Source organism: Pseudarthrobacter sulfonivorans (genome assembly GCF_014712225.1).
Classification (GTDB): domain Bacteria; phylum Actinomycetota; class Actinomycetes; order Actinomycetales; family Micrococcaceae; genus Arthrobacter; species Arthrobacter sulfonivorans.
On the sequence record NZ_JACXBW010000020.1, the window covers coordinates 1 to 12127 of the forward strand.

The 12127-nt window shown below is 63.3% G+C and carries 12 protein-coding genes; 9 read left to right on the forward strand and 3 right to left on the reverse strand.

Features of this window, described 5'->3' with window-relative positions; all coding sequences use genetic code 11:
• The first annotated feature begins 103 nt into the window (after window positions 1-103).
• From IAQ70_RS19720 to IAQ70_RS19740, 5 genes are all read left to right on the forward strand, one after another.
• A complete protein-coding gene (locus tag IAQ70_RS19720) occupies window positions 104-868 on the forward strand; it encodes an IclR family transcriptional regulator (protein WP_190991436.1) in 765 nt (254 codons plus the stop codon).
• Between the two features lie 99 nt (window positions 869-967).
• On the forward strand, window positions 968-1939 hold the full coding sequence (locus IAQ70_RS19725) for a PDR/VanB family oxidoreductase (protein ID WP_190991438.1): 972 nt from the start codon (window positions 968-970) through the stop codon (window positions 1937-1939).
• Window positions 1940-1965: 26 nt separating this feature from the next.
• Window positions 1966-3174, forward strand: coding sequence for a cytochrome P450 (locus IAQ70_RS19730; protein ID WP_190991440.1), 1209 nt, complete (start codon window positions 1966-1968; stop codon window positions 3172-3174).
• Window positions 3175-3287: 113 nt separating this feature from the next.
• A complete protein-coding gene (locus tag IAQ70_RS19735) occupies window positions 3288-4622 on the forward strand; it encodes an MFS transporter (RefSeq protein ID WP_190991442.1) in 1335 nt (444 codons plus the stop codon).
• A 468-nt stretch (window positions 4623-5090) separates the two neighbouring features.
• On the forward strand, window positions 5091-6653 hold the full coding sequence (locus tag IAQ70_RS19740) for a M1 family metallopeptidase (RefSeq protein WP_223860408.1): 1563 nt from the start codon (window positions 5091-5093) through the stop codon (window positions 6651-6653).
• Here the strand turns inward: IAQ70_RS19740 and IAQ70_RS19745 are convergent.
• The gene (locus IAQ70_RS19745) at window positions 6631-7302 is read right to left on the reverse strand and encodes an alpha/beta hydrolase (RefSeq protein WP_190991444.1); all 672 of its coding nucleotides are present in this window, start codon (window positions 7300-7302) and stop codon (window positions 6631-6633) included. The two genes, IAQ70_RS19740 and IAQ70_RS19745, sit on opposite strands and share 23 nt — an antisense overlap.
• Window positions 7303-7408: 106 nt before the next feature.
• Window positions 7409-7756 carry a hypothetical protein gene (locus tag IAQ70_RS19750; RefSeq protein ID WP_190991446.1) on the reverse strand — a complete coding sequence of 116 codons (348 nt, stop codon included), beginning with the start codon at window positions 7754-7756 and terminating at the stop codon, window positions 7409-7411.
• 173 nt (window positions 7757-7929) lie between these two features.
• On the opposite strand from IAQ70_RS19750, the gene IAQ70_RS19755 reads away from it, so the two are divergent.
• From IAQ70_RS19755 to IAQ70_RS19765, 3 genes are all read left to right on the forward strand, one after another.
• A complete protein-coding gene (locus IAQ70_RS19755; protein WP_190991448.1) occupies window positions 7930-8232 on the forward strand; it encodes a DUF4193 domain-containing protein in 303 nt (100 codons plus the stop codon).
• A 312-nt stretch (window positions 8233-8544) separates the two neighbouring features.
• Entirely contained in the window at window positions 8545-9093 is a 549-nt protein-coding gene (locus IAQ70_RS19760) for an AMIN-like domain-containing (lipo)protein (protein ID WP_190991450.1), read from the forward strand.
• 243 nt (window positions 9094-9336) lie between these two features.
• On the forward strand, window positions 9337-9816 hold the full coding sequence (locus IAQ70_RS19765; protein WP_190991451.1) for a Dps family protein: 480 nt from the start codon (window positions 9337-9339) through the stop codon (window positions 9814-9816).
• A gap of 93 nt (window positions 9817-9909) precedes the next feature.
• Here the strand turns inward: IAQ70_RS19765 and IAQ70_RS19770 are convergent, their stop codons facing one another.
• Window positions 9910-11487 carry an MFS transporter gene (locus IAQ70_RS19770; RefSeq protein ID WP_190991452.1) on the reverse strand — a complete coding sequence of 526 codons (1578 nt, stop codon included), beginning with the start codon at window positions 11485-11487 and terminating at the stop codon, window positions 9910-9912.
• 66 nt (window positions 11488-11553) lie between these two features.
• Here IAQ70_RS19770 and IAQ70_RS19775 point away from each other — a divergent pair, with 66 nt between their 5' ends.
• Window positions 11554-12093: a TetR/AcrR family transcriptional regulator gene (locus tag IAQ70_RS19775; protein ID WP_190991453.1), complete on the forward strand. Its 540-nt coding sequence runs from the start codon at window positions 11554-11556 to the stop codon at window positions 12091-12093.
• Window positions 12094-12127 lie beyond the last annotated feature (34 nt).

The following is a 12127-nucleotide window of genomic DNA, read 5'->3' on the forward strand; positions in this document are numbered from 1 at the left end:
CACCGTCGGTTCGGCTGGGATTCGCCCCCGACATGAGGGCCTCCTGTTAGCAACCAGCCCTTCGGATTCGACACCCCTTCGGATATCACCGAAGCTTTAGTACATGCCCCGCACTCAAGGGGGAGAGTCGGTGCTCTCCCGCGCCGTTCGCATTGTAGAGGCCTTTGGCCCGGGTGATACAGCATTGACCATCACGGAGATCGCCCGCCGGTCCAGACTTCATATCGCCACAGCCTCGCGACTGGTGGAGGAACTGAGCAGTTTCGGCTGGCTCCAGCGTGACGGGGACCGCAGGGTTCGGATCGGGGTCAGGATGTGGGAGGTTGTCTCCCGCGCTTCACCGACCCTCAGCCTGCGGGAGGCGGCCATGCCGGTTATGCAAGACCTGCAAGGCATCGTCGGGCAACACATTCAGTTAGGTGTCCTGGAGGGCGACGAGGTCCTTTTTGTGGAGCGATTAGCTGCGCCCGGTGCCGTCATCAACTTCACCCGTGTTGCCGGCCGGCTGTCACTGCATGCATCGTCGTCCGGGCTATTGCTCCTGGCCTATGCCCCGCCGCAGCAACAGGAACGGATAATTGCGCAACCCCTCGAGATATTTACGGAACGGACGATCAGCACGTCCTCGCAGCTAAGGGTCGCCCTTGCGGAAGTGCGCCGGCAGGGATACTCGTTCCTCGCCGGTCACATACACCCTGATGCGACCGGCATTGCCGTGCCCGTCCGGGACCCGTCCGGGAGGGTGGTGGCTGCCCTGTCGATTGTGGTGCCAAACGATGCCACTGCACGCTCCCGGATCGCCGTTCTCCAGGCCGCATCCGGCGCTGTTTCGCGGGCCATGGAGTATCCGGCGCCACCGCCCAATTAGCTCTTTTGGAAATGACTCTCAACCATTGAGAGTCGCATAGTGGCGGCGGTCACTTCCGGGCGAACCTTGGTGGAGAGCACAGCGAGCAAAGGAGCCTAGATGTTCACCGGAAAGAATTCCGCTGCTGACGAGTCACAGGTCAAACTGACCGTGACGGCGAAGAGCATGGTCTCGAACGACGTGGTAGCCCTGACGTTGGCCCATCCTGACGGGCGCAGGCTGCCCGACTGGACGCCGGGATCGCACGTTGATGTTGTCCTGCCCTCGGGTATCAGCCGGCAGTACTCACTCTGCGGGGACCGGTGGGATGCCCATAGCTACCGGATTGCGGTGTTGCATGAGCGCGAAGGACGCGGGGGATCTGCTTACATCCACGAGGAACTCGCCGAGGGAACATTGGTTGCCTTGGGAGGACCACGGAACAATTTCCGGCTCGTGCCGTCCGAAAAATATCTGTTCATCGCAGGCGGCATAGGTATCACCCCGATGCTGCCCATGATCCAGCAGGCAGACATCCTCGGCGCGGACTGGAAACTGCTGTATTTGGGCCGGTCACGGAGCACCATGGCGTTCCTTGACGAGGTGTCCGCTTACGGGGACCGGGTCTCGGTCATGCCCAAAGATGAATCCGGTCCATATCAGCTCAAGGACTTCATCGGCGACGCCGCCGCGGATACCAAGGTGTACGTCTGTGGACCGCAGCGGCTGCTAACCGCCGTCGAACATCACTGCGCAGGGTGGCCGGTGGGGCTACTGCGCCTTGAACACTTCGCCGCTAAAACGCAGGGCTCCCCGGCGCGTGACACCGCTTTCGAAGTGGCGCTTGCCAGAGCCGGACTGTCCGTAACTGTTTCACCCGAGGTGAGCATCCTCGACGCACTCCAGAACGCCGGAGTCAACGTCCTGACATCCTGCCGGGAAGGCACGTGCGGAACCTGCGAGGTGACTGTCCTGGCCGGGGAACCGGACCACCGCGACTCCATTCTCGACGACGCCGACCGGGCTGCCGGTCACTGCATGTTTCCCTGCGTCTCACGCTCCTGCAGTGACCGCCTCGTTCTTGACCTCTAAAGCGGATTCCACCCGAAGGACCTACAATGACCGTCCAAACGTCCATCTTTAACACGCCTGTCAGCGACGTCGACCCCTTCAGCTTCGACGTTCTTGAGGATCCACTCCCGTTCCAGGCCGACCTCCGGGCAGCCGGACCTGTGGTCTACTTGGCGAAACATGACGTCTACGCCATGGGCCGCTTCAATGAAGTGCAGGCCGCCCTTTCCGACTGGCAAACCTTTCAGTCCGCTGCCGGCGTCGGACTGAGTAACTTCCGTTACGAAAAGCCGTGGCGCCCGCCGAGCCTGCTGCTTGAGGCAGACCCGCCGCACCACGACGCACCCCGCGCGATTCTCACCAAGATCCTCGGCCCCCGCGAAATCCGCACGCTGGGCGAGTCTTGGGCCGAAGATGCCGAAGAGTTGGTCGATGACCTCCTTGCGAGAGGCACAGAATTCGACGCCGTCACCGATCTGGCCGCGGCTTTTCCCCTCCGCGTGTTTCCAGACGCCGTGGGCATTCCCCAGGCTGGCAGGGAAAACCTCCTGCCCTACGGGGACCACGCGTTCAATGCCTTCGGACCGCCGAATGAGCTCGTTGCCAAGGGCGCACTCCGGGTCGCTGAGCTCTCTGCGTCAATAGCCGCTCAATGCGCCCGCGACGTCCTGACCCCGGACGGATTCGGCGCCCAGATCTGGGCTGCCGCGGACAGGGGAGACATCACCGAAGCGCAGGCACCCCTGATCGTCAGGTCGCTGCTCACCGCCGGCGTGGACACGACCGTCAACGGGCTAGCCGCAGTCCTTTATGCGTTCGCCACCAATCCTGACCAGTGGGCCCGGCTGCGGGAAAACCCTGACCTGTCGCGCACTGCCTTTGACGAGGCTGTGCGGTTCGAGTCGCCCGTGCAGACGTTCTTCCGGACCACCACACACGACATAGAAGTTGGCGGCACCCTGATCCCCGAAGGCAAGAAAATCTTGATGTTCCTGGGCTCGGCCAACCGGGACCCGGAGCGTTGGGACAACCCGGACGCCTTCGATCTGGGCAGAGATCCGTCCGGCCACGTTGGCTTTGGCTTCGGCATCCACCAATGTGTCGGCCAGCATATTGCGCGTCTGGAGGCATCTACCATCCTTAACGCCCTGGCCAAGCGGATTGTCACTATCGAAATCAGCGGGCCGACGCGCAGGCACCACAACAACACCCTCCGGGCCTGGGAATCCCTCCCCGTCCGGGTCGAACTGGCCTGAATAACGCGTTCTGGCCGGAACTGACCCCACAGCTAGTACACAAAAGCCTTGACGAGGCAGTCGTACCTTTGCGGCTGTCCAGGTCAGTGCACCCAATTTACAAGGATGTAAACATGGACATACTCAAGGAAATTCGCACGGCACCAATGAGCCGGCTTCAAATCCGAGCGGTCACTGTTGCTATTGCACTGATGCTCATCGATGGTATGGACGTTGCGGTCGCTGCCTATGCGGCACCGGCACTGTCAAGGACCTGGGGTCTGGACCCCGTTACTCTGGGGTTCCTGCTCAGCTCGGGTCTGGTGGGCATGGCAGCAGGCTCGCTGTTTCTCACGCCCTTCTCAGACAAAATCGGCCGACGCCGGATGATGCTGGTGGCCTTAGTCCTGGTGAGTTCGGGCATGGTCCTATCCATTTTTGCCGTTGATGTCGTGCAACTGATGGCGTACCGCGTACTCGCTGGACTCGGCATCGGAGGCATGATCGCGAACCTGAACGTTTATACCTCCGAATATTCTTCTGACAAGCGCCGGGGGACCATCTTCGGGCTCTACACGGCCGGCTTCGCCATCGGAGCAACCCTGGGTGGATTCATTGCTGGACCATTGATCCCGCAGTTCGGCTGGCGCTCGGTTTTCGTCGTCGGAGCCGCAGCGAGCCTGTTGATGCTCGCCGTGACCTGGCGCTTCCTGCCAGAATCACTGGACTACCTGATCACCAAGCGTCCCCCGAACGCCTTGTCCAGGCTGAATGTCATTCTTGAGCAGATGCGGCGGCCCACGCTGGCTGAACTTCCTGAGCTGTCCTCTAACCAACAGACACAACGGGGAATCAAAACGTTGCTGACGGGACGGATGGCCGCCCAGACTCTCTTGCTTTGGCTCGGTTATGGCCTCATGATCGCCGCCTATTACTTCGCAAGCACGTGGACTCCGAAACTCATCGCCACTTCCTCTGGCGATGACAGTCTCGGTGTCACGATGGGCCTGTTTGTGAACTTCGGCGGCATCATAGGCTGCTTCATCTTCAGCATCCTGGCCGTCTTCCTTCGCAGCCGCCACCTGCTGCTAGGATCGCTGCTGGCCTCCGCACTGATCTACGTCGTCTTCGGAATGGCTTTCAACCAGACTTCCGTGGCCATCATCATCGGCGCACTTCTCGGCGTGGTCACATCCGCGAACGTAGCCGGGTTCTACGCCACCACACCCGCCCTGTTTCCCGCGACGCTTCGCGGGACTGGAATAGGTTGGATGGTGGGTATCGGACGGCTCGTCTCAATCGTTTCCCCCATCCTCGTGGGCTACCTCCTCGCCGGCGGATGGCGAGCCGAAAACATCTTCATGCTTTTCGGAGTCCCACTGATCGCGTCCGCCGTGGCCATGACTGCCGTCTGGTCACTGGCAGCAAAGAAGACCTCCGCTGAACCTGCCCTGGTCAAGATCCCCTGAACCGCGGCACGTCAGTGGAGGGCTAATAGCGGGGAGCCGATAAGGGCGGCATGGCCACCCTTATCGGCTCTCATCGAACCGCCGGAGTCAGAGGGAACTGAGCACTACGGCTAACACCTGCGGCATTTACATCTACTAGGTCTCAGGCCCCGGTGAGTTCTTCTACCGGTCAGAAATCGGGCAAAAGCAACCTTTCCTGCTCGTCGGCAGGCCTCTGGACCTGAAGCCGGGCCGTCACTTCGAATCTGACAGGCGGCTCCAGACAGCGGACGACGGCGGTGCTCCCGCCGTCCGCGAACCGTTGACGTGGTTCCGTTGGCGGCCTACATTGATTTTTGACTGTGGGGTGCGGCACTTCGGCGCCGTGGGTATGGGTCTCGTCGCCGAAAAGGCACTCATTTCCTACTGCCGATCGGCAGATTTCCGGCGAGAACCCTGGTTGGCTTCGGCCACCATCAGGAGTACAAAATGATCACCGTGATGCGGCATCTCCGCGCGCATTCCGCCCTGGCCACAGATTTCAAAAACCCGTTCACCCGTGCCAAAAAACGCCGCCACAGCGCGGCGCTGGCTGTCCTTGTGATGGCCAGCCTCACCGGTATCGGCGCGACCGCGCAGGCCGCACCCAGCCACAATCCGCCGCCACACGCCGCAGGGGCGCCGGGGAGCGGTGACCAATACTTTCCCTACGCCGGCAACGGCGGTTACGACGTCCTCCACTACGACCTCGCCCTCCGCTACGCGCCGCCGTCGAACCCCGCGGTACTCCAAGGGCGCCTCACAGGCGCAGCCACCATCACCCTTCAGGCCACCGAGGATCTGGAATCGCTCAACTTCGACTTGCGCGGCTTGGACGTAACGTCAGTCCGGATCGATGGAGAGGGCGCCAAGCACGGGAAGGCGCACGACGGCGGGGCCTCCGAATGGGCGCAGGTGCAGGACGACGCTAATCGGCGCTGGGAACTCACCATCGGCCTGCAGCCGAAACTGAAAGCCGGACAGACTGCCACCGTCGTCGTCGAGTACGGGGGCGTCACCGGCCGTCATGTCGACACCACCGGGTTTCCCTACGGGTGGGTCACCACCGCGGACGGCGCGCTGGTGGTCAACGAGCCAGAGGGGGCTTCGACCTGGTACCCGGTCAATGACGATCCGGAGGATAAAGCGACGTACTCGTTCCGCATCACGGTGCCGGAGGGCAAGACTGCCGTCGCCAACGGGCTGCCCGACGGCCAGCCGGAGACGGAGGCGGGATGGACCACGTGGAAGTGGAGCGCGGCGGACCCCATGGCCAGTTACCTGTCGACGGCAAGCATCGGCGACTTTGTCCTGTCGTACGGCGCAGGCCCCCGGCGGCTGCCCATCATCAACGCCATCGAGGCTGGCATAGCCGGCGAGGCGCTGGTGCAGACGAAAGCCGCGCTTGCCCTGCAGCCGGAGATGATCGCGTTCCTCGAGGATCTGTTTGGGCGGTACCCGTTTGAGGCATTTGGCGCGATTGTCGACGACGATTCAGTGGACTACGCGCTGGAGACGCAGACGCGGCCGGTCTACTCAGGAGCCGCCGATGAAGTGACCGTGGTGCACGAACTGGGGCACCAGTGGTTCGGCAACGCCGTCAGCCCGGCGGACTGGCAGCACATCTGGCTCAACGAAGGCTGGGCGACCTACGTGGAGTGGCTGTGGTCCGAACGCCAGGGATCCGCAACGGTGGCACAGGAATTTGCCAAGGCCGTCGCCTCCCTTGATGCCAACAATCGCTGGGGTTTGAACATCGCCGACCCGGGCAGGGACCACCTGTTCGCGCCTCAGGTCTACCAGCGCGGCGCGGCAGCCCTGTATGCACTCCACGCCAAGATCGGCGATGAAGCGTTCTTCTCCGGAGCCCGGTCGTGGCTGGCCCGTTACGACGGCTCCTCGGCCACCACTGACGACTTTCAGGCGGTGATGGAAGAGGCGTCGGGCGAAGAGCTCGACGGGTTCTTCAACGTCTGGCTACGGGCGCCAGTCAGGCCGATGGAGATCCCGTAGCGCTGATCCAGATACCGAGTTCACCCAGCGTCTGGGCTGAGATCTGGTGTCCACCGGGATCGCGGCGGGTGTGGACGCCGGCGGACGACTCTGTGGTCAGGTACTCCCAGGTCCGCGCGAGCAGCTCAGCAGGGATGACCCGGTCCTGGTCCCCGTGGGCGACAAAAACCGGAAGGCCAGCCAACCTCGCCGGCGTGACCGGCACTCCTGCATCGAACGGCAGCGTGCCGTACAGGATGGCTGCACCGGAGTAGCGGTTCGGATCGTCAAGGACAAGGCCGCCAGCAAACGCGGCGCCGCCGCTGAAGCCCACCAGGATGACGGGCCGGCCGTCGGGGGCGTATCCGTCGAGCCAGCGACGGAACCACGCCATTTGTTCAGCAAGGGATTCGGCGGTCGGCCGGCCGATGCCCCGGTTGGCAAACCACGCATAGCCGTTGCCCTCCTCGATCGGGGCTCGAACCGCCGCGTATGCAAAACCCTGCGGAAGGTGGCCTGCAAGGCTAAGGATCTCGCGCTCATTGGATCCCCGCCCGTGCAGCAGCACCACCAGCGGTGCGGACGGATCCGTTGATCCTGCCCTCGCCACGACGTGTTGGGCACTCGCGAAGGATAGGGCAGCGGCACCGGGGTCGGCGGGCAGGTTCATGGGCAGTCCTTTAGGGCGGGGGATGAATCTTTTGGTTGAAGATACAACCAGTAGACCTCCTTGCAGGACAACTGTCAATGCGCGGGCGCCCAAATCCGCACCGCCATTAGTCTGAATCCATCAGTTCCAGCAGCTTCTTGGCGGCGTCCCGAATGTCATCGTGGCCGTGCTGTGCGGCCCGGCTCTCCAGGGAGATGACTGCGCAGCGGTGGACTTTTTTGAAGTCGCCGAACGGAAAGCTCACGCTGCCCTTCGTGCCCTCGGATTGGGCATCGTCCCGGCCCAGATGCCATTCCGCGAATGCCGCGAAGCCGTGTTTGTCGATGTAGGCGTTCTCGTCATCAGTGGAGGGGGCGTGCTCACTCCAGTCGTCGCGGACATCCCGTTCGACTTTTCCGCTCTTGATGAGCTTGCGGGCGTGGGTCAATGCTTTGGGGTTGAGTTTGGCGGCCATCGTGCCTCCTGCGGGTTCAACGGGGAATGCCGGCCAATTCAGCGTAACCCCGTCGAGGCCCACATAATCTGTCGAATTGCCCACACTATTGCCTAAGTGGTGGGGCAATGACCTAAACTGCTTCACTGAGGCGCCTGAAATGGTGCCGCGCAGCAACGAAAGTGAACCACGCTATGGCTACCGATTACGACGCTCCACGCAAGACAGATGACGAGTCTTCCGCCGAGTCGCTGGAGGCACTTCAGGCGTCCCGCGGCGGCAACGCCCAGACTGCCGTCATCGACGTCGAGGAGAACGATACGGCCGAGGGCATCGACCTGCCCGGCGCCGATCTTTCGGGCGAGGAACTGACGGTTGTGGTTGTCCCCGAGCAGTCCGATGAGTTCACGTGCTCGTCCTGCTTCCTGGTCCGGCACCGCTCCCAGATTGCCCGCGAAAAGAACGGCCTGAAGTACTGCATCGAGTGCGAAGGCTAGGAATTTCCCCGCCCCTCAAGCGCGATCTAAGCCCCGTCAGCCTATCGGCCGGACGGGGCTTTTGCGTCTCCGCGGCGTATCCGGAACACGGCCGCTCGGTGGGCCGGTCCGGCGTCGTTATGCTGCATAACGGCGGGGTGCAGAAATGGTGTTAAAAGCATTTCTTTGGGCGGCAAAAACCCGCCGGAATTACTTCGGCGTGACCGGCGAACGCCGCCTTTAACGGTTCCGCGCCGAAGCGGCCACAACCCGTATCTACGGCCCCGGAGATCCTACGCTTGAGGTACCTCATCACTCGAAGGGTGGCCCATAATGAAAAAGTTTCATACGTGGCTGACAGTCATTCTGATGGCTGTTGGATTGAGTTTCCTGGCTCCGGGGCCCGCCTCGGCAGCCACATCATATTGCGGACTCGTCTGGGGATCGCTGGCTGATTCAGACCCGGCGATGAGCACCGCATCCGTCACCAACGTCAGGACGGGGCAGCACTACTGCTTCGACCGGATGGTGGTTGACCTCAACGGCCCTGTCGCCGGCTACACGGTTCAGTATGTTCCCGTGGTGGTCCAGGACGGTTCAGGTTTTGAAATCCCGCTGCTGGGTTCTGCATTCCTCCAGGTAACTGTGAACGCACCGTCCTATGACAGCAATGGCAACGTCACGTACAGCCCGGCCGCGAAGGCCGAACTGTCCGACGTCTCGGGATACCAGACCTTCCGCCAGGTGGCCTACGCAGGCAGTTTTGAAGGCTACACCAGCATCGGACTGGGCGTCCGTGCCCGGCTTCCGTTCCGGGTACTCACCCTGGACGGCCCGGGCTCCGGCTCGCGCCTGGTGGTGGATGTAGCGCACTTCTGGTGACGGCCGGTTCGCCGGCGGGACGAACCAGCGTTGAGAAATGGGAAACCCATAATAGCGGTGCCCTGTCCGGAGGCTTTCCGGCAGGGCGCCCCTTTTTTTGCCCGCCTTGTGCCGGCGGTGGCCTAGCACGTGCTTGGTGGCAGCCGGGAATTAGTAAGCTTACTGTGAAATTGTGGGCGGATGCCCGCACCCCCTTAGCCGGACTGATAGCGTCGGCATTACTGGACCAATCGAGGAGGATTCATGAAGGCTTCACCGACCCTGACCAATAATCTGCAGGCCGTTCTAGCGGACTTGATCGAGCTGCACATCCAGGGCAAGCAGGCCCACTGGAACATCGTGGGAACCAACTTCCGGGACCTCCACCTGCAGCTGGACGAAATCGTCGATGCCGCCCGGCAGTTCGCGGACGACACAGCCGAGCGGATGCGCGCCCTGCACGCCCTGCCGGATGGCCGGAGCTCCACCGTGGCCAAGTCGACGTCCCTCGCCCAGTTCCCCGAGGGCCTCATCAGTACCAAGGACGCCATCGAGCGGATTGTTGCCGCCCTTGAAGCTGCCGTGGGGACCATGCGCAAGGTCCATGACGAGGTGGATGAAGAGGACCCCACCACCGCGGACCTGCTCCACGAATTCATCGCGAAGCTGGAGCAGTATGCATGGATGGTGAACGCCGAGACCATGAAACCTTCGGCCAGCGTCACCGCGCCTGACACGAAGTAGGCACCGCTCACAGGGTGAAAACAGGGCCCGGCGCCGGAACCACTTCCGACGCCGGGCCTTCGTGTGCGCGCCTGCGGCGCCTTACCGCTGTGCCTAGTCCGCCGTCGGGACCTTTCGGAGGACGACGGCGGTGACGGCCGCCGCGCCCGCCATCAGTACCAGCGCAATTGCCGCAGTGATGTGGACCCCTGAATCGAACGCGAAGCGCGCCGCTCCGCGGAGCGCTTCGTCGAGTGGGGCAGGGAGGCTGGCGGCCAGTTCCGTGGCCCCGGCAAGGGTCTCGCCCGCCTGGTGTAGCGCGCTCGCGGACGCCGACCCTTCCAGCCCCGCCGGAATGTGCAAATTGTGCTGGTAAGACGCAGTGAGGATGGATCCCAGGACGGCAGTTCCCAGCAAGGAGCCCAGCTCATAGCCGGTTTCCGAGATGGCCGCCGCTGCGCCGGATTTCTCGGCTGGAACGGAGCCCAGGATGAGGTCGTTGGAGATCGTTTCCGCAGCGCCCACCCCCAGGGCAAGAATCAGCAGCGCGGCCAGCAGGAGGACCGGGCCGGAAGTGTGATCTCCGAAGGTGACGAGCCCGTAGCCGGTGGCGCTAAGAGCCAGGCCTCCGGCCACCACGAAGCCGGGACGCACTTTCCGGACCAGTGGAACCACCGCCAGGCCGGCAAGCACCGTGGCCACCAAGGCGGGGATCATGGCGACTCCGGCGGCCGACGGCGTCATCCCGTCCAGGAGTTGCAGGTGCTGGGCCAGGAACAGGATGAAGCCCGTGAAGGAGAACAGCGCCAGCACATTGGCCGTGATGGCAGTGCTGAAGACCCGGTTGCTGAAGAGCGACACGTCCAGCATGGGGCTGGCCAGCCGCTGCTGGCGGCGGACAAAGACGAAGCCCATGACCAGGCCAAAGGCGACGAGGGCCGCAGGAACGGCACCGAATCCTTCCGTCGCCAACTCCTTGATGCCATACACCAGGGGAACCATCACCAGCAGGGATAGGGCGATACTCGGCACGTCGAGACGCCCGGGCTGCGGATCCTTCGACTCCGGGATGAATGCGGGGCCAAACGCCACAAGCGGAAGCATGATCGGCACTGCGACCAGCAGGATGGCGCCCCACCAGAATTGTTCCACCAGCCAGCCGCCGAAGATGGGCCCCAGTGCTGCACCGCCGGAGAAGCCCGCCGCCCAGATGGCCACAGCCAGCCGGCGCCGGCTTGGCTCGGGAAAGATGTTGCGGATCAGGGACAGGGTGGAGGGCATCAGCATCGCACCGAAGAAGCCGAGCGCGGCCCGTCCGGCGATGAGCCACTCAGCACTGGGGGCAAAGGCTGTGGCTGCCGAAACGGCAGCGAAGCCGACACTGCCGATCAGGAGCAGGCGGCGGCGCCCGATCCGGTCGCCCAGGCTGCCCATGGCCACGAGCAGGCCAGCAAGCACCAACGGATAAGCGTCCACAATCCACAGCAGTTGGACACCGGTGGTCTGCAGGCTGCCCGCGATCGCCGGGAGCGCGAACGTCAGGGCCGTGTTGTCCACCGCCACCAGAAGTACCGGGAACATCAGCAGGATCAGAGCGAGCCAGTCGCGCCACGGTGCCTGAGAGGGCCTTTGCAGCAGGGCTCCGGCCTGCGTTCTGTGCGTGTTCTGGGGGAGGGCGTCGGACAATGTCATTCGATAACTATACCGTCCGGACGGTATAGTTAAGAAACGGGCCGCCGACCATGCATGATGGGAACCATGGCCAGAAAACCCGTAGCACGCGATGCCGTCCTCGATGCGTTCGAAGAACTCCTGATCGGCGTGGGGGAGCGGGCTGCCACCTTGGAGGCCGTGGCCAAGCGGGCCGGAGTGTCCAAAGGCGGCCTGCTCTACCACTTCCCCAACAAGGAGGCACTGATCGCGGCCATGTTGGAGCGCCTTGATTCGCTGGCCGGCGAGGACATTGCCCTCATGGCGGCGGCTCCGGAAGGCGCAGCCACGTACTTCATCCGGACGTCGCTCTGGTCGGGTTCGCCGATGGACCGCTCCTTCCTCGCGGCCAGCCGCCTGGCGGAGGTGGCCCACGTGGAGGCCCGGCGTCGTTTCGCGGCCATCCAGCAGCAGTGGCTGGAACTGATCGCGGCCGATGTTGGCAACGGCATGGCGAAGGCTGTGCTGTATATGGGGGACGGGCTGTACCTGAATGCGATGTGGGAAGGCGGGGCTGCCTCGGCTTCAGATGGCCGGCAGGGCGACGTGGAGGTGCTCCTGTCCGCGGTGGAGCGGTTGCGCGGCTGATTCTGCACCATCATTCGGGCCCCGCCTTGGCGGG

Excerpts from the sequence above, each read along its gene's own strand:
- IAQ70_RS19720 (WP_190991436.1), top strand. The coding sequence starts at position 104 with ATGCCCCGCACTCAAGGGGGAGAGTCGGTGCTCTCCCGCGCCGTTCGC.
- IAQ70_RS19725 (WP_190991438.1), top strand. The coding sequence starts at position 968 with ATGTTCACCGGAAAGAATTCCGCTGCTGACGAGTCACAGGTCAAACTG.
- IAQ70_RS19730 (WP_190991440.1), top strand. The coding sequence starts at position 1,966 with ATGACCGTCCAAACGTCCATCTTTAACACGCCTGTCAGCGACGTCGAC.
- IAQ70_RS19735 (WP_190991442.1), top strand. The coding sequence starts at position 3,288 with ATGGACATACTCAAGGAAATTCGCACGGCACCAATGAGCCGGCTTCAA.
- IAQ70_RS19740 (WP_223860408.1), top strand. The coding sequence starts at position 5,091 with ATGATCACCGTGATGCGGCATCTCCGCGCGCATTCCGCCCTGGCCACA.
- IAQ70_RS19745 (WP_190991444.1), bottom strand. The coding sequence starts at position 7,302 with ATGAACCTGCCCGCCGACCCCGGTGCCGCTGCCCTATCCTTCGCGAGT.
- IAQ70_RS19750 (WP_190991446.1), bottom strand. The coding sequence starts at position 7,756 with ATGGCCGCCAAACTCAACCCCAAAGCATTGACCCACGCCCGCAAGCTC.
- IAQ70_RS19755 (WP_190991448.1), top strand. The coding sequence starts at position 7,930 with ATGGCTACCGATTACGACGCTCCACGCAAGACAGATGACGAGTCTTCC.
- IAQ70_RS19760 (WP_190991450.1), top strand. The coding sequence starts at position 8,545 with ATGAAAAAGTTTCATACGTGGCTGACAGTCATTCTGATGGCTGTTGGA.
- IAQ70_RS19765 (WP_190991451.1), top strand. The coding sequence starts at position 9,337 with ATGAAGGCTTCACCGACCCTGACCAATAATCTGCAGGCCGTTCTAGCG.
- IAQ70_RS19770 (WP_190991452.1), bottom strand. The coding sequence starts at position 11,487 with ATGACATTGTCCGACGCCCTCCCCCAGAACACGCACAGAACGCAGGCC.
- IAQ70_RS19775 (WP_190991453.1), top strand. The coding sequence starts at position 11,554 with ATGGCCAGAAAACCCGTAGCACGCGATGCCGTCCTCGATGCGTTCGAA.